Consider the following 17,214-nt stretch of genomic DNA (forward strand, 5'->3'; position numbering starts at 1 on the left):
GGAGCAGTACCTGAGGTCATCGTCTTCAGAACTGAGCGGTCACCTGAAAACCGAGCGTCACACGTGCCGTCGGAAAACCTGACGGCTTGTAAACCGGCGTACCGGCGAAGAGATCGTACGCATAGGTTCCGAGTCGCGTGCCCACGCTGCCCTTTAGGCCGATCACTGCTCCAGCCAACTGCGTACCGACGAGGGCAACAGGTTGCGGGCCCCAAACTCGGCCATAGTCGAGTCCCGCATAAAGTGCCTGCCCCGTCTGGCCGATCGGTGCCTGCAATTCGTTGCGCCAATAGAATCCGCGCGCCGCGGCGAGCATCGTTTCACCGTCGAAACCGCGCACGGTGTAGCGGCTACCGATGGTCAGGTCGTCGATGTAATAGAGTGTGTTGCCCGTGTACTGGCCGTGGAGCGTGCCGACATAGCGAAACGTCTGCTTGCCGATCGCGAACGGCACCGACAGGTTCGCATCCAGCAGGGCCATCTTGAAGCGATAGGTCGGCCCACCACCCGCTGCCAACGTGTCTTCCTGAGCACCCAATCCACCGACACCTTGACGATATGCAAGCGAGCCATCGAACTGAGCGCCACCGAAGTAGTGGCGATCGGTCAGCCCAAGCTCGATCGTCGTGTTATTGCGGCGCTGCTGCGAAATCTCGGTGTCTTCCATGAAGCTTTGTCCGAAACGACGCGACAGACGAGCGTACGCACCTAACACATCATTCTGGCTACGGGCGAGCACTCGGGCCAGCTTGAAATCGACCGTCTTTGAATTGCCGCTCGCCACGAATGTTTGGTTCAGGCCGGCGATTTGCTGGTAGTAGGTATTCGTGTACGCAGACAGCGTCGCGGTCCAGTAGCCCCACGGAATCGAGTAGAAGCCGTTCCAGCCGTGCGAGCCCAGGCGCTTGTCGCCAAATTCGAGATCCTGGCTGACGCCGACGTTGAAAATGTCGTTCAGGCCGAGCGGATTGTCGATGCCGAGCGACAGGTTGCCCTGCAGCCGACCGGTCGCCCGCGTGCCCGAGTTGTCGATCGAGGCGACGACTGTCCACGGCTTGCCGCGCTTCACCTCGAGCACGACGTCGCTTTCGCCCGGCACATCGGCCGGTAATATCTGCATCGACACATCCTGGCTCGACACGCGTTTCATCTGCTCGAGGCCCTGTTCGAGGTCGCGCAGATTCAGCAGTTCGCCGTCGCCAGTCGGAAAGGCGGTTTTCCAGGTGCCGCGGAGCTTTTCGTCGGCGAAGCGCACATGGCGGATCACGCCGGGAATCAGTGAAAACTTGAGGGCACCAGTCGACAGGTCCTGTTCGGGCAGCAGCACACGTGTCGTCACGTAGCCGCGCGCCAGGATGGCTTGCGATAGACCCTTGACCAGCACATCGATACCTTGCTTGCCGACGCACTGGCCAGCATAGTGCTCCAACCATTCGCGGGCGAAAGAAAATCGATCCATCGGGAGGGTGGACGCGCCCCCCAAAAAGCGAATCTTTCCCAGGAAAAGCTCCGGCGCGAGCCATGACAAAGACCAGCGTCGCCCTACAATTTCTGGTCCTCGTCGCTTTTTGTTTCATAGCTTTTATGGGCCTTCTTGTAGCTATTGCCAAACGGCTTGATATGAAGCAATTTAGCACGGCTCGTCATACCGCCGACAAGCGCGATAGCGAAACCAGAAAGCAAAAGAATTCGCGCCCACAGAATGGGGATGTCGCACTCAACAGCGATGGCAGCAAATGCTACCCCTACAGCGATGAGCAAGAACCGGAACCACGAGGTGAAATTTCCATCCTCAATAAATTCGATCTTCATTTTTCCCATTTGACGAATCAGTACCGACAATCCGATTCAACTTATTTTGACCGACTTTAGCAACACCACTACCATTGACTTGACTTGCAAGCTCATTAATTGCCGGAGTAAATGCGGGGTTGGCCGCTGAAATATAGTTTGAAACGATGGCCGTAAATCCGTTAAATAGATACTGCCCTGTATCCGGCTTAACTAATTGTCCGATTGCATCTGCGACAATCCCTACCACTGTCCCTGCAAATGCGATCCCGTCGCAAACCGCGGAGCAAGGCGTTACAGCTGCCCCCGCCACCGCATTCGATGATACACGTCCGGCATTTGTCGAAATCATCCCCATCGCTTCCGCTGTTGTGTTTCGCACATAGTTCGCATCGGATTGATCGAATTTCGTGAACGGTCCCGTGATGTTCCAGCTTCCCCCTTTCCCGGTCTGCAGATAAGTAATGCTCGGCACATCACCAGCCGGTGCCGAGCTTGCATTCGACATAATGCACGCCTGCAATTCCGGATTCGCCTGTGCAGTAATCTGCGCAAGGGTCGTCTTCCCGTCACTTGTTGTACCACCCGCAGCGTCAACAAATGTCAAGCGTTGCTGAGAAGTCACGAACTAACTGAAAACTCTCCGCACTTGTATTAATGACGAGTTCGCCGATCCGTAATCCCAATCCGACAAGCCAAACAGCGCATTGTGTTAGTCGGGCGTATCGAAAGCATTGACTTCGGCAATCGGCGCGAATATTACCTCAGCCGTCATCTCAAAAATCCCTGACAGAATTGCGAGGTCGAATCTGCACATGTCCCGCGATCGAGTCTGTGACCACATATCGCCCACCCGAGTACGGTCAGCTATGGCCGCTCCGTCGCTACATTTCCGCATCGGCGCACTTCGCTTGGGAGTTTCCGTGAACTGCTCTGGGGATCCAGGCCACAAACGAGCGTTGGCGTTTCGGAGGCGATTTTCACGATAGGAACGGGAGATTGGAGATGAAGGGCAAGCAAGACTCGGTGAAGCAGATCTGGTTCGGCCGTATCCATCGAGCCAGCTTCCACCGTGAAGCACTGTTCGCGATGAGCGACCGCCTTCAGTAGGCGCAGCGCCGGGCGCGGCAAAGGAATTTCGCGCGGTTTCCCTGTCAGGTACTGCATCTTGTGCGGCAGCCGTGCGACGCCCGTTTTCATGTTCAGCGTATTCTTCCCGAGCCCGCGCAATTCCTTCGCGCGCATGCCGCAACGGAGCGCCACAAGCCACGCGAGCGCGACCTCCTGATTCTTCGTCGTCGGCTCCTGACCGGTCCGGTACCCGAGCCAGCGCACGATCGGGCGCACTTCCTTCCATGGATCAACGCGTCGCGTCCGCGGCACGCTGTCTGGTGGCAAACCAAGGTCCGCAAACGGGCTGGACTGGATCCACTTCCATTCCCTTCGCGCAATCGTGTAGACGTTCCGATACAGATTGATCTCGCGCAGGACCGATCCGGGCTTGATGCCGCGCACCTTCTTCCCATCGGGCGCGATATATCCGGATAGTCGACGATCACGCCATTCGGCCCACATCGGGGTATCCGCCTGCGACAACGGCCTCTCTGCGTACTCGGGGAACTGCTTGATGAAAGAGGCAATGCGGTTCTGCTCCCACTTCGTTCCGCCCTTCTTGGGCGACACACGCTTCGAGTATTCGGCAAGCGCTTCGCCAAGGGTATGTCTATCGGCGGCCGGCATGTCGCCGAGGCGTTTCAGTTCAGCCTCGCGCGCAGCGCCCCACGCGTTTGCCTCGCGGCGCGTGCGCAGCACCTTCGAATCGCGCACGCCACCGACGTAGACCTGCACGCGGAAGCCGTCTTTGTGTGGGGTGATCGATGCCATCGTGGGGAGAGTCGTGCGTAGTAGATGGGGAATCCGTTCTACAACTCTCCCCAAATTGAGGGGAATAATACTTGTATGGATGAACAGGGCTCTCGCTGTAACCTGTTGTTTCTACACGGTTCCACTTGACAGCCAAGTTCACGTTGAAAGGCCGTGGTGCCGGGGACCGGACTCGAACCGGCAAGCCAGTTAAGGCGGCGGATTTTCGTCACACTGCTTCTTTCGAAGCCGACGTCGTCTGAACGACATCGTTCGTGCGCTGGACTATGCCTTCGCCGTCGCGCGCGGGCGTGCTGCCGACCCGTGCGCCTTAGGCGCCCCCCGTCTAGTCTCTACACCTTCCTCGCGGTGCCCGCGAGGCTTGGCTCGGCGTTGCCTCGATGCGCACATCAGGGGTTTCGCCGAATTTGAAGGGTTCTGCACCGACCGTTTCCGGCCGGGCACTCAATCGTTTAAGTCCGCTATGTTTACCAATTTCATCACCCCGGCAACAGGGCGGACGCGATTCTACCATTGGTCGCGCGTGCGTTCCCCGATTCAGGCATGCCGCGAACCGTCGAAGCATGCTCTCGCGTCCGCACGCAGCGATGCGCCGCCGGAATAATCCGCCGTAACCGACGCCAATCCCGCGAACGCATGCGGTTTCGCCCCGCATCGACGCATCCGCCGATACAATCGGAACTGCCTCCGCGCCGCGCCGACCCTCTTGCGCGCGCCGCGCCGACCCTCTTGCGCGCGACGCGCACGCACACCGCGATACGCCCCCTTCACGCGTCATCGACAGGTCACAAACGTTTTCGATAATCAACCCGCCGAAAACGTTTACATCGCGTGACCTCATGACCTCGACCATCAAGGATGTCGCCGCACTCGCCGGCTTTTCGATCGCCACCGTGTCGCGCGCGATCAATGCGCCGCACACCGTCAGCCCGGCGACGCTCGAAGCAATCCGCACCGCGATCGATACGCTGCGCTTTCGTCCGAGTCCGCTCGGCCGGCAGTTGCGCGGCGAGCGCACGCGGCTCGTCGGCGTCGTCGTGCCGACGCTGTCGAATCCCGTGTTCGCCGACTGCCTGCTCGGCATCGACGAACTCGCGACCGCGGCCGGCTTCAAGCTGATCCTGATGACGACCGAATACGACGCGGCGCGCGAACGTCACGCGATCGAGACGCTGCGCGAGCAGCGCGTCGAAGGCCTGATCCTGACCGTCGCCGACGCCGACACGCATCCGCTGCTCGACATGCTCGATCGCGACGGACCGCATTACGTGCTGATGCACAACGACACGCAGCGCCGGCCGTCGGTGTCGGTCGACAACCGGCACGCCGCATACGACGGCGTGCGGCTGCTCACCGCGCGCGGCCATCGTCGCGTGCTGATGCTCGCGGGCTCGCTCGCCGCATCCGATCGCGCGCGCCAGCGTCATCTCGGCTATGCGCAGGCGCTCGCCGAAAGCGGCGTCGCGACGCTGCCGCCCGTCGAAGTCGACTTCAACGCGCCCGAACTGCCCGACGCGGTGCTCGCGCATCTGACCGCGCACGCGACGCGCCCGACCGCCCTCTTCTGCAGCAACGACCTGCTCGCGATGGTCGTGATGCGCGGGCTGCGCCGCGCCGGTTTCTCGATCCCGGACGATCTGTCGGTACTCGGCTTCGACGGCATCGACATCGGCGAGCTGCTCGCGCCGCCGCTCGCGAGCGTCGCGACGCCGAACCGCGACATCGGCCGCCATGCGTGGCGACGATTGATCGACGCGATCGGCGGCGCCGCGATCGAACGCACGTCGCTAATTCTGCCGCACGCGGTGCGCGACGGCGCGACCGTCGCACCGCCCGCGGCCGACGTGCAACTGCGTCGCGCGTAAACCCGCGCGCCGCGCGCTGCATGCGGCGCGCGGCGACGTCCCCTTTCTTCGTCCGGAGACCTGATCGTGCCTTTCCGTCCGACCTCGCTGCTGCGCGCGCTCGCTGCGCCGCTCGCCTGCGCCGCACTCATCGCCGGCGCGAACGCCGCTCGCGCCGATGAAACGGCGATCTGCTACAACTGTCCGCCCGAATGGGCCGACTGGGCCGCGCAGATCGCGGCGATCAAGCAGAAGACCGGCATCCGCGTGCCGTTCGACAACAAGAACTCGGGTCAGGCGATCGCGCAGCTGATCGCCGAACAGAAGAGCCCGGTCGCCGACGTCGTCTATCTCGGCGTCTCGTCCGCGTTCCAGGCGAAGGACAAGGGCGTGATCGTGCCGTACAAGCCCGCGCACTGGAACGACATCCCCGCGAACCTGAAAGATCCGCAGGGCTACTGGTTCGCGATCCATTCGGGCACGCTCGGCTTCTTCGTCAACAAGGATGCGCTCGACGGCAAGCCCGTGCCGCGTTCGTGGGCCGATCTGCTGAAGCCCGAATACAAGGGGATGGTCGGCTATCTCGATCCGTCGAGCGCGTTCGTCGGCTATGCGGGCGCGGTCGCCGTCAACCAGGCGCTCGGCGGCAGCCTCGACAACTTCAAGCCGGCGCTCGACTGGTTCCGCAAGCTGAAGGCGAACGCGCCGATCGTGCCGAAGCAGACCGCGTATGCACGCGTGCTGTCGGGCGAGATTCCGATTCTGCTCGACTACGACTTCGACGCATACCGCGCGAAGTACAAGGACAACGCGAACATCGAGTTCGTGATCCCGAAGGAAGGTACGATCGCGGTGCCCTACGTGATGAGTCTCGTGAAGGGCGCGCCGCACGACGCCAACGGCAAAAAGGTGCTCGACTTCGTGCTGTCCGACGAAGGCCAGAAGCTGTGGGCGAACGCGTATCTGCGCCCGGTGCGCGCACAGACGCTGCCCGCCGACGTCGCGACGAAGTTCCTGCCCGCGAGCGACTATGCGCGCGCGAAGCCGGTCGACTTCGGCAAGATGGCGGCCGGCCAGCAGGCGTTCGGCCAGCAGTATCTGCAGGTGATGCAGTAAGCGCCGATGCTTGATCTGACCTTTCAGCTGCGCTGGCGCATCGCGCTCGTCGCGCCGGCGCTCGCGGTGTTCGCCGCATTCTGGCTGCTGCCGATGGCGGCGCTCGTGCACGTCTCCGCCGACGGCGGATTCGTCGCGCGGTACGCGGCGCTGCTCGGCAACGCGCGCTACATGAAAAGCCTCGGCGCGACCGTCGCGCTGTCCGCAGGCGTTACGCTCGCGACGCTCGCGCTGTCGACGATTTCCGGCCTGCTGCTCGCGCGCCGCGAATTCGCCGGCAAGCGCGTGCTGCTCGCGCTGCTGACCTTTCCGCTCGCGTTCCCGGGCGTCGTCGTCGGCTTCATGGTGATCATGCTCGCCGGACGGCAGGGATTGATCGGCGCGTTGTCCGCGAAGCTGACCGGCGACAAGTGGGTGTTCGCGTATTCGATCGCGGGGCTGTTCGTCGGCTACCTGTACTTCTCGATTCCGCGCGTGATCGTCACCGTGATCGCCGCCGCCGCGAAGCTCGACCCGTCGCTCGAGGAAGCCGCACGCTCGCTCGGCGCGTCGCCGTGGCGCATCTTCGCCGACATCGTGCTGCCCGCGCTCGCGCCGGGGCTGATCGCGGCCGGTGCGATCTGCTTCGCCACCGCGATGGGTGCGTTCGGTACCGCGTTTACGCTCGCGACCGATCTCGACGTGCTGCCGATGACGATCTATACCGAGTTCACGCTGAACGCGAACATCGCGACGGCCGCCGGACTGTCGATCGTGCTCGGCATCGTCACGTGGGCCGTGCTCGCGCTCGCGCGCCGGTTCGCCGGTCACACCGCCGCTGCCGCGGCCTGAGGAGGCATTCGATGCCATCGCTTTCCGATTCTTCGGCGCCGCTGCGCGCCGCATCGCCGGCGCGCGCGGCCGGCCGTTCGCGCCGCGTGCCGCGCCAGGCCGGCGGCCGCGCGATCGCCGCGCTGCAATGGAGCGTCACGCTGCTGCTCAGCGCGTTCCTGATCGTGCCGGTCGTGATGTCGGTGCTCGCCGGCCTGACCGTCAACTACTTCCGCGGGCTGTCGAGCGGCCTCACGCTGCGCTGGCTTGAACAGGTGTGGCAGCAGTATCACGGTTCGATCTGGCTGTCGCTCGCCGTCGCGTTCGCGACGCTCGCGATCGTGCTCGTCGTCGGCGTGCCGGCCGGCTATGCGCTCGCGCGCAGCCGCAGCCGCGTCGCGCGCGTGATCGAGGAAGCGCTCGTGCTGCCCGTGGCGCTGCCCGGCCTCGCGTCGGCGCTCGCGCTGCTGATCGTCTACGGCGGCTTCACCGCATTCCGGATGAGTCTGTGGTTCATCGTCGCGGGCCACGTCGTGTTCACGCTGCCGTTCATGGTGCGCGCGGTCGCGGCTGTCGCGGCGAGCGCGGACCTGCGCACGCTGGAGGAAGGCGCGGCCAGCCTCGGTGCGTCGTTCGCCACGCGCTTCGCCACGATCGTGCTGCCGAACCTGCGGCCCGGCATCGTCGCGGGTGCACTCGCGGTGCTCACGCTATCGATCGGCGAATTCAACCTCACGTGGATGCTGCATACGCCCGACACGAAGACGCTGCCGGTCGGTCTCGCCGACACCTATGCGTCGTTGCGTCTCGAAGTCGGCAGCGCCTACACGATCCTGTTCCTGCTGATGACGCTGCCGCTGCTCGTCGCGATGCAATGGCTCGGCGTCGATCCGTCCGGCACGCGCGCGTCGAAGCGGCGCGCACGCTGATCTTTCCGTTCCGATGAAACTCGATTCCATTCCCATTACGCTGACCCGCTGCGCGAAGACGTTTCGCGGCACGCGCGTGCTCGAACCGCTCGACCTGTCGATCGGCGCGGGCGAGACGCTCGTGCTGCTCGGCCCGTCCGGTTGCGGCAAGACGACGACGCTACGCCTGATCGCGGGCCTCGACACGCCGGATGCCGGCGGCACGATCGCATTCGGCGACGACAACGTGACCGCGCTGCCGATCGAGCGTCGGCAGGTCGGCATGGTGTTCCAGAACTACGCGCTGTTTCCGAACCTGACCGTGCGCGGCAACGTCGGCTACGGGCTGAAGATTCGCCGCACCGAGCCGCGTGCGCTGCGCGCGCGCGTCGACGAACTGCTCGCGATGATGCGGCTCGACGCGCATGCGGACAAGCCGATCGATCAGCTGTCCGGCGGACAGCGTCAGCGCGTCGCGCTCGCACGCGCGCTCGCCGTCGGTCCGCGTGTGCTGCTGCTCGACGAACCGCTGACTGCGCTCGATGCGAAGCTGCGCGACGCACTGCGACGCGAGATGAACGCGCTGCTGCGCGCGCTCGGCGTGACGACCGTCTACGTGACGCACGATCAAGCCGAAGCGATGGAGCTCGGCGACCGGATCGTCGTGATGGGCGCCGGCCGCATCGAACAGATCGGCACGCCGCGCGACGTCTACTACCGCCCTGCGAATCGCACGGTCGCGCAATTCATCGGCACGCTGAATCGCGTTGCAGGACAATGGCGGGACGGCGCGCTGGTGACGACGGGCGGCGCCATCGCGACGCCGCATGCGGGCGACGAATGGTTCTTCCGTCCCGAGGACGCGCAGCTCGCCGATCCGGCCGATGCGCCGTTGCGCGGCACGGTCGGCGCGTGTGCGTTCCTCGGGGAGCGCACACGGCTGACGATCGAGGATGCGGCGCCCGACGCGCTCGTGATCGATGTGCCGGGCCGCATCGCGCTCGCGCGCGGCACCGCGGTCGGCCTGTCGATCGCGACCGACGGCCTGATCGCGCTCGGCGCATGAGCGGCGCGCCTCGCGCGCGCCCACGATAACGACATCCTTCCGAGGAACCGACGATGCTGCTTGCTCAAATCAGCGATCTCCACATCAAGCGTCCGGGCCAGCTCGCGTACCGGCGCGTCGACACCGCGGCGGCGCTCGCGCGCTGCGTCGAAAAGCTGAATGCGCTCGTGCCGCGCCCCGATGCGGTGCTCGTCACGGGCGACCTGACCGACTTCGGCCACGACGACGAATATCGGCACCTGCGCGATCTCCTCGCGCCGCTCGAGATCCCGTACTACCTGATGGTCGGCAATCACGACGATCGCGCGGCGCTGCGTCGCGCGTTCGCGGATCGCCACGAACTGCAGCACGGCGAATTCGTGCAGTACGCGCTCGACATCGGCGCCGTGCGCGTGCTCGCGCTCGACTCGCAGGTGCCGCGCACGAGCGGCGGCGACCTGTGCGATGCGCGGCTCGGCTGGCTCGCCGCGCAGCTCGACGCCGCGCGCGACAGGCCGACGATCGTCGCGTTGCATCATCCGCCGTTCGTGTCGGGCATCGCTCACATGGATGCATTGCGGCTCGCACCGAGCGCGGCCGCGAAGCTCGATGCGCTGCTGCGCGGCTATCCGAACGTCGAGCGCGTGCTCTGCGGACACGTGCACCGGACGATGTTCACGCGCTTCGGCGGCACGCTCGCGTCGGCGGTGCCGGCGCCTGCACATCAGGTCGCCTTCGACCTGCGCGCGGACGGGCCGTCCGCGTTCCGGCTCGAACCGCCGGCGTTCGCGGTCCATCGGTACGCCCCGGACACCGGGATGGTTTCGCATCACGTGTACGTCGACGAGGGCGACGGGCCGTATCCGTTTTACGAGCCGTCCGGGGAACTGGTCGACTGACGCGGTTGGGGCGTGGCCGCGCCGGCGGCGATCGCGCATCGGCGACGCGCGCGCATCGCGGTTCGCCGGGGCGCGATCGCACGGCATGTCGCCGCGGGCATGGTTCGCAGCGCTCCGGTATGCCGACGAGCGGACGACCGCCGTGCCGTATCGACAGCCGGCGCACCTTACAGAGCGCCCTCCCGCCCGATCGGGCCGCCGGCACGCGCCGGCACGATTTGCGGCGCTCCGGTATGATCGGCACCCTCGATCGACGTCCGGCTGCGTGCGTCCGCCAGGGCCGCGCGCGCCGCGACGCGCTCATTTCGTCCCGTGCAGCCATGTCCATCGCTTCGTCCGACCGTCCGACCGACGCCGTCTCGCCCCACTATTCGCGCAGCCTGCTGTTGCTGCTCGCGACGATCGCGGGCGTGTCGGTCGCGAACATCTATTACAACCAGCCGCTGCTCGACAGCTTCCGCTCGGCGTTTCCGCAAGGCGCGTCGTGGATCGGCGCGGTGCCGACCGCGACGCAGCTCGGCTACGCGGCCGGCATGTTCCTGCTCGCGCCGCTCGGCGACCGCTTCGATCGCCGCACGCTGATCCTGCTGCAGATGGCGGGCCTGTCGGTCGCGTTGATCGCGGCCGCCAGCGCGCCGTCGCTCGTCGTGCTCGCGGCGGCGAGCCTCGCGATCGGCGTGCTCGCGACGATCGCGCAGCAGGCCGTGCCGTTCGCGGCCGAGATCGCGCCGCCGGCCGAGCGCGGCCATGCGGTCGGCACCGTGATGAGCGGCCTGCTGATCGGCATCCTGCTCGCGCGCACGGCCGCCGGTTTCGTCGCCGAATACTTCGGGTGGCGCGCGGTGTTCGGCGCATCGGTGGCCGCGCTCGTCGTGCTGGCAGCCGTCATCGTGATGCGGCTGCCGCGCAGCTCACCGACCTCGACGCTGTCGTACGGCAAGCTGCTCGGCTCGATGTGGCATCTCGTGGTCGAATTGCGCGGGCTGCGCGAAGCGTCGCTGACGGGCGCCGCGCTGTTCGCGGCGTTCAGCGCGTTCTGGCCCGTGCTGACGCTGCTGCTTGCGGGCCCGCCGTTTCATCTCGGTCCGCAGGCGGCCGGCCTGTTCGGGATCGTCGGCGCGGCGGGCGCACTCGCGGCGCCGTATGCGGGACGCTTTGCCGACACGCGCGGGCCGCGCGCGATCATCTCGCTCGCGATCGCGCTGCTGGCCGTCTCGTTCGTGATCTTCGCGCTGTCGGGCACGAGCCTCGTCGGGCTCGTGATCGGCGTGATCGTGCTCGATGTCGGCGTGCAGGCCGCGCAGATCTCGAACCAGTCGCGCATCTATGCGCTGAAGCCGGAAGCGCGCAGCCGCGTGAACACGGTCTACATGGTGTGCTATTTCATCGGTGGCGCGCTCGGCTCGTCGGTCGGCGTTATGGCCTGGCGCGCAGCCGGCTGGCTCGGCATGTGCGCCGCCGGACTGCTGTTTACCGCGCTCGCCGGCGCGTTCCACTACGTCGGCGGCAAGCGCGGCTGAGCGCCGCCGCCGCGTGGGGCGGGCGCCTTACGCGTCCGCGCGCTGCGGTGAGGACTCGCGCGCAGGCCGCGGCGCAAGTGGCGACAACGTGTCGGGCGTCGCCGCGTGGGGTGCTGCGGCATCGAGTGCCGGTGCGCCTACCGTCGCCGCGTCGACCGCTGCAGCACCGGCTGCCGCTGCATAGGTTGCCGCCGCGCCAACAACTGCTTCGCGTATTACCGCTGCATCGACTGCCGAAGCATCAACGACCGCTTCGGCTGCTGGCGCTGCGCCGGCTCCCGCAGCATCAACAACCCCTTCGTGCGCCGCCGCTGCGCCGGCTCCCGCAGCATCAACGACCTCTTCGTGCGCTGCCGCTGCACCGGCTCCCGTAGCACCAACAACGCCTTCGTGCGCTGCCGCTGCACCGGCCGCCGCAGCATCGACCACGCCTGCACCCGCTACCGCCGCACCGCCCGCCGCGCCATCCGGCGCAGCATTCGCCACCGCACTCGCCGCGGACACGGCGGCCGCCGTCATACCGGGCGCGACGTCCGGCATCGCGGCCGGCACGGGCACTGCGATCGGCTCGTACGCCGGCGCACCATCGGCCGCCGACATAGAGGCCGACGCAGTCGCAGCAACCGGCGAACCGGCCGCGGCCGCTGCGGGCCGACGCGCCGGATCGAACAGGAACGACAGCCCGACGCTGCCGAGGATCGCGACGGTCGCGACGACGGTCGCCATCGTCACCGGCTCGCCGAGCATCAGCGCGCCGAGCGCCACGGCGACGATCGGATTCACGTACATGCAGCTGCTCGCGATGATCGGGCTCGTGTGCCGGATCAGATAGCCGTACGCGACGTACGCGGCCATCGTGCAGAACACCATCAGATAGACGAACGCGAACACGGGCGCGACCGCGAGGTGTTCGACATGCTCGCCGAGCAGCCATGCGGCGAGCGTCGACATCAGCCCGCCGAGGCCGATCTGCAGCGACGTCGAAAGAAACAGGTCGGACGGCAGTTTGAGCCGCGTCGCGAGGTGCGCGCCGCCGGCCCAGAACAGCGCGCCGGCCAGCACGCTGATCGTACCGAGCGCCGAGTTTTCGGCTGCGGCGCCACCCGAATTCAGCACGACGATCCCGACCATCCCGAGCGCGACGGCCGCCCACTCGCCTTTCGTCACGCGCCGCCCGGCGACCGCCGCGATCACGGTGGCGAACAGCGGCACCGTCGCGACCATCACCGCGGCCGAACCGCTGCTGACCGTGCGCATCCCGAGCGCGATCGTGCCGGACGACAGCGCGACGAGCATCGTGCCGACGATTGCCGCATTACGGATCTCGACGAGCGTGGGCCATTCGGGCTTGCGGCGCAGCGCGAAGACGAACAGGCCGATCCCGCCGAGCAGGTTGCGCAGCCCCGACAGCAGCAGCGGCGGGAACGACTGCAGCGCGAAATGCAGCCCGCTGTACGTCGAGCCCCAGACGAAATAGATGAATACGAGCGCGAGCGCAACGCGGCCGCCGCGGCTTTGCGGCAGACGAATCCGCAGCGGGAAGCGCGCGAGGAAATCGAGCAGACGGTCGAGCGGCGTCATGGCCTGACCGCCCGCACGTCGCGCCGCGTGCTCCGCCGAAAGACGCCGGCGACGCCGGCAAGCGGCCCTGACAGGGCCGGGAAAGCGAAAGCGGACGTGCGGAACGACATGACAGTGCGAACGGCGACGAATGAAAACCGGCAGGCGGCGGCAGAGGGACAAAAAAACGTGCGCAACCGCACGGCTGCGCACGCTCGGCATTATGGCATCAAGGATTCGAAAGCATCGCCTGACACCGCTGAAAGGATCAGGACTGATGTTTCGGCGCGACATTTTCGGCGGCGGCGCGCGTGCCGAACGCCGTGAAGCGCCGACGCCGGTCGAAACGATCGCGATCCCGAAGTTTTTCTGCGCACACCGCGCCGCAGGATGCTGCACTGCGCAGCCGCCGGCACACGCACGCGTCGCACAGTGCGTGGGACGCGCGCGCCCGCGATGCTGCACGCGCACGTCGCGCCGCGGCCGGTTCCGGTTGAATCCGCCGCGAAGCCGGTGTATCGTGTGCCCTTGCTAACGCGGGGGTCCTGCAATGCTCCCGGTCGAACCGGCCGGCATTGTGGGTGAGAAATACCCTTTGAACCTGATCTGGATAATGCCAGCGCAGGGAAGCGTACGGGCTTCGCCGCTATCCCTCTGACGAAACCCGCCGCCTCACAAACTCGTCTCCTGCTTAGCTCGAGCCCCCATTCGTCACGGGGCCCGGGTGAACGCCAAGGCGCCCACTCGGGCCGACAAGGAGATTGCATGAACGCCAATCCGAAGTTTCTGTCTGCCGACGCCCACGTCGACGCTGCTGCCGTCGCGCCGCTGCCCAATTCGCGGAAAGTCTATGTGACGGGTTCGCAGCCCGACATCCGCGTGCCGATGCGCGAGATCACGCAGGCCGACACGCCGACCGGCTTCGGCGGCGAAAAGAATCCCCCGATCTACGTCTACGACACGTCGGGCCCGTACACCGATCCGGACGCCAAGATCGACATCCGCGCGGGCCTGCCGGCGCTGCGCCAGCGCTGGATCGAAGCACGCGGCGACACCGAAACGCTGCCCGGCCTGTCGAGCCAGTACGGCCGCGAGCGCGCGGCCGATCCGGCCACGGCCGACCTGCGCTTCCCGGGCTTGCACCGCAATCCGCGCCGCGCACGCGCCGGCAAGAACGTGACGCAGATGCATTACGCGCGTCAGGGGATCATCACGCCGGAGATGGAGTTCATCGCGATCCGCGAGAACCAGCGCCGCGCCGAATACCTCGAGAGCCTGAAGGCGAGCGGCCCGAACGGCGCGAAGCTCGCCGCGATGATGGGCCGCCAGCATCCGGGACAGGCGTTCGGCGCCGCGGCATTCGGCGGCAACGCGCCGAGCGAGATCACGCCGGAATTCGTGCGCGACGAAGTCGCGCGCGGCCGCGCGATCATCCCGGCCAACATCAATCACCCGGAATCGGAGCCGATGATCATCGGCCGCAACTTCCTCGTGAAGATCAATGCGAACATCGGCAACTCGGCCGTCACGTCGTCGATCGGCGAGGAAGTCGACAAGATGACGTGGGCGATCCGCTGGGGCGGCGATACGGTGATGGATCTGTCGACCGGCAAGCACATCCATGAAACGCGCGAGTGGATCATCCGCAACAGCCCGGTGCCGATCGGCACGGTGCCGATCTACCAGGCGCTCGAGAAGGTCAACGGCAAGGCCGAGGAACTGACCTGGGAAATCTTCCGCGACACGCTGATCGAGCAGGCCGAGCAAGGCGTCGACTACTTCACGATCCACGCCGGCGTGCGCCTGCAGTACGTGCCGCTGACCGCGAACCGGATGACGGGCATCGTGTCGCGCGGCGGCTCGATCATGGCGAAGTGGTGTCTCGCGCATCACAAGGAAAGCTTCCTCTACGAGCACTTCGAAGAGATCTGCGAGATCATGAAGGCGTACGACGTGAGCTTCTCGCTCGGCGACGGTCTGCGCCCCGGCTCGATCTACGACGCAAACGACGAAGCGCAGCTCGGCGAGCTGAAGACGCTCGGCGAGCTCACGCAGATCGCATGGAAGCACGACGTGCAGGTGATGATCGAAGGTCCGGGCCACGTGCCGATGCAGCTGATCAAGGAAAACATGGATCTGCAGCTCGACTGGTGCAAGGAAGCGCCCTTCTACACGCTCGGGCCGCTGACGACCGACATCGCGCCGGGCTACGACCACATCACGTCGGGCATCGGCGCCGCGATGATCGGCTGGTTCGGCACCGCGATGCTCTGCTACGTGACGCCGAAGGAACACCTCGGCCTGCCGAACAAGGACGACGTCAAGGAAGGCATCATCACGTACAAGCTCGCCGCGCATGCCGCCGATCTCGCGAAGGGTCATCCGGGCGCGCAGGTGCGCGACAACGCGTTGTCGAAGGCGCGCTTCGAGTTCCGCTGGGAAGACCAGTTCAACCTCGGCCTCGATCCGGACAAGGCACGCGAATTCCACGACGAAACGCTGCCGAAGGATTCGGCCAAGGTCGCGCACTTCTGCTCGATGTGCGGCCCGCACTTCTGCTCGATGAAGATCACGCAGGACGTGCGCGAGTTCGCAGCGCAGCAGGGCGTGTCCGAAGCGGACGCGCTGCAGAAAGGGATGGAAGTGAAGGCCGTCGAGTTCGTCAAGAGCGGCTCGGAAATCTATCATCGTCAGTGACGCACGGCGCGCCGCGGCGCGCACGTCGTTCGTCGAGCCCGCCTTCGCGCGGGCTTTTTTGCGCGCTCGCTCGCATCGCGCGTGCCTGTGCGTGGGGGCGAAACAATTCATTACGAAACGCGTCGGGGCTTAACAAGTCCTTACAGCAGCACCGCAGGCGCGCGCGTAGATTGAATTCATGCGCGGCCGCGGGCCGGCCGCGCGCCCTTCCGTTCACTACCACAAGGACAACGATCATGAACTCGATTCGGCGTATTGGGGTGTGCGCTCTCCTCGTCGCAACGGTGGCCAGCCTGTCGGCCTGCGACTCGATGACGAGGCGCCAGCGTGACACGGCAATCGGTGCGGGCGTCGGCGGCGTCGCGGGCGCGGCAATCGGCGGCAACGCGCTGTCGACGTTGGGCGGCGCAGCGGCCGGCGGCCTGATCGGCAACCAGGTCGGCAAGTAAGCGGCACCACGCGCGCCGCGATGCGGTGCGCGACATGTCGCTCCGGTCGCCCACGGCGCTTGCGCGGCAGCGAAGCGCCGTTTTCGCATGAGCCGCTCGCGCGCGGGTGTGCGCGCGGGTGCGGAAATGATCCGTTACCGTTTCGTACAGCGTGTCACCGGTGCGCGGCGTATGCTTCGCGTGTAATCGCGCGAACGCCCGCGCGCACGCGCATTCGGATGACGATTCACGGTGCGTACGAAGCAAGCCGGCGCGATACCGCGCCGTTCACGACGGCGCGCACGACCCACGCATCGGCCGCTCGTCGGCCGCCGGAGTGACATCATGAACAGGACGCTCGTCGCCGCCGCGCTCGCTTGCACGGCGCTCGCCGGCTGCTACTACCCGTACGGCTATTACGCGGCCGCACCGGTTCAGCCGGCGCCCGTCTATGTCGATCCCGCACCCGTCTATTACTATCCGGCGCCTGCCTATGCGCCGGCCTGGGGCGGCTACTGGGGCCCGTCGCTGTCGCTGAACTTCGGCTTCGGCGGCGGACGCGGCGGCTGGCGCCATCACTGACGGCCGCAGCCGACCCATGCGCGTCGTCGCGGTTGCATAGCGCATGGCGCGCGTTGCGCCGTCGCGGCGCCGCGCGCTCTTCCCCCTCTTCCCGTTTCTTGTCGTTTCATTCGATCGTGAAACGACCGGC

13 protein-coding genes, 2 pseudogenes and 1 riboswitch are annotated in these 17,214 nt (G+C 66.1%); of the genes and pseudogenes, 10 read left to right on the plus strand and 5 right to left on the minus strand.

The features are described 5' to 3' along the window. Positions 1 to 25: 25 nt before the first annotated feature. From BCR55_RS01880 to BCR55_RS01890, 4 genes and pseudogenes are all read right to left on the minus strand, one after another. Positions 26 to 1,477, minus strand: a pseudogene (locus BCR55_RS01880) (ShlB/FhaC/HecB family hemolysin secretion/activation protein); the annotation flags it as partial. 65 nt (positions 1,478 to 1,542) lie between these two features. Beyond that, positions 1,543 to 1,821 (minus strand): hypothetical protein, encoded by a 279-nt coding sequence (locus BCR55_RS01885; protein ID WP_223855036.1) that lies wholly within the window; start codon positions 1,819 to 1,821, stop codon positions 1,543 to 1,545. Continuing rightward, positions 1,793 to 2,416, minus strand: a complete 624-nt coding sequence (locus BCR55_RS32150) for a hypothetical protein (RefSeq protein ID WP_139094013.1) — start codon at positions 2,414 to 2,416, stop codon at positions 1,793 to 1,795. The genes BCR55_RS01885 and BCR55_RS32150 overlap by 29 nt, the downstream gene beginning before the upstream one ends. Positions 2,417 to 2,658: 242 nt before the next feature. Further along, complete coding sequence (locus BCR55_RS01890; RefSeq protein ID WP_006411746.1) at positions 2,659 to 3,675, minus strand: tyrosine-type recombinase/integrase; 1,017 nt, start codon at positions 3,673 to 3,675, stop codon at positions 2,659 to 2,661. Between the two features lie 839 nt (positions 3,676 to 4,514). On the opposite strand from BCR55_RS01890, the gene BCR55_RS01895 reads away from it, so the two are divergent. The 7 genes from BCR55_RS01895 (at position 4,515) to BCR55_RS01925 (ending at position 11,817) form a co-directional block, all read left to right on the plus strand. Continuing rightward, positions 4,515 to 5,540 carry a LacI family DNA-binding transcriptional regulator gene (locus BCR55_RS01895; RefSeq protein WP_006401155.1) on the plus strand — a complete coding sequence of 342 codons (1,026 nt, stop codon included), beginning with the start codon at positions 4,515 to 4,517 and terminating at the stop codon, positions 5,538 to 5,540. Between the two features lie 66 nt (positions 5,541 to 5,606). Continuing rightward, a complete protein-coding gene (locus BCR55_RS01900) occupies positions 5,607 to 6,635 on the plus strand; it encodes an ABC transporter substrate-binding protein (RefSeq protein WP_053297455.1) in 1,029 nt (342 codons plus the stop codon). A gap of 6 nt (positions 6,636 to 6,641) precedes the next feature. Then, on the plus strand, positions 6,642 to 7,466 hold the full coding sequence (locus BCR55_RS01905; protein WP_065494094.1) for an ABC transporter permease: 825 nt from the start codon (positions 6,642 to 6,644) through the stop codon (positions 7,464 to 7,466). A gap of 11 nt (positions 7,467 to 7,477) precedes the next feature. After that, positions 7,478 to 8,374 (plus strand): ABC transporter permease, encoded by an 897-nt coding sequence (locus BCR55_RS01910; RefSeq protein ID WP_065494095.1) that lies wholly within the window; start codon positions 7,478 to 7,480, stop codon positions 8,372 to 8,374. A 13-nt stretch (positions 8,375 to 8,387) separates the two neighbouring features. Continuing rightward, on the plus strand, positions 8,388 to 9,419 hold the full coding sequence (locus BCR55_RS01915) for an ABC transporter ATP-binding protein (protein WP_065494096.1): 1,032 nt from the start codon (positions 8,388 to 8,390) through the stop codon (positions 9,417 to 9,419). Positions 9,420 to 9,472: 53 nt separating this feature from the next. Next, positions 9,473 to 10,297, plus strand: coding sequence for a phosphodiesterase (locus BCR55_RS01920; protein WP_059937968.1), 825 nt, complete (start codon positions 9,473 to 9,475; stop codon positions 10,295 to 10,297). 320 nt (positions 10,298 to 10,617) lie between these two features. Further along, entirely contained in the window at positions 10,618 to 11,817 is a 1,200-nt protein-coding gene (locus tag BCR55_RS01925) for an MFS transporter (protein ID WP_035489366.1), read from the plus strand. 432 nt (positions 11,818 to 12,249) lie between these two features. On the opposite strand, the pseudogene BCR55_RS01930 reads toward BCR55_RS01925, so the two are convergent. Continuing rightward, a pseudogene (locus BCR55_RS01930) lies at positions 12,250 to 13,398 on the minus strand (EamA family transporter); the annotation flags it as partial. Positions 13,399 to 13,905: 507 nt separating this feature from the next. Then, positions 13,906 to 14,023: riboswitch (TPP riboswitch) on the plus strand. Between the two features lie 119 nt (positions 14,024 to 14,142). On the opposite strand from BCR55_RS01930, the gene thiC reads away from it, so the two are divergent. The 3 genes from thiC to BCR55_RS01955 all read left to right on the plus strand — a co-directional run bounded on the left by thiC (position 14,143) and on the right by BCR55_RS01955 (position 17,084). Continuing rightward, a complete protein-coding gene (gene thiC / locus BCR55_RS01940; protein ID WP_006401164.1) occupies positions 14,143 to 16,074 on the plus strand; it encodes a phosphomethylpyrimidine synthase ThiC in 1,932 nt (643 codons plus the stop codon). A gap of 236 nt (positions 16,075 to 16,310) precedes the next feature. Beyond that, positions 16,311 to 16,523, plus strand: coding sequence for a glycine zipper 2TM domain-containing protein (locus tag BCR55_RS01945; RefSeq protein ID WP_012467552.1), 213 nt, complete (start codon positions 16,311 to 16,313; stop codon positions 16,521 to 16,523). Between the two features lie 324 nt (positions 16,524 to 16,847). Next, complete coding sequence (locus tag BCR55_RS01955) at positions 16,848 to 17,084, plus strand: hypothetical protein (RefSeq protein WP_006401166.1); 237 nt, start codon at positions 16,848 to 16,850, stop codon at positions 17,082 to 17,084. Positions 17,085 to 17,214: the final 130 nt, after the last annotated feature.

The organism is Burkholderia sp. CCA53 (genome assembly GCF_001685525.1).
In the GTDB taxonomy this organism is placed as follows: domain Bacteria; phylum Pseudomonadota; class Gammaproteobacteria; order Burkholderiales; family Burkholderiaceae; genus Burkholderia; species Burkholderia multivorans.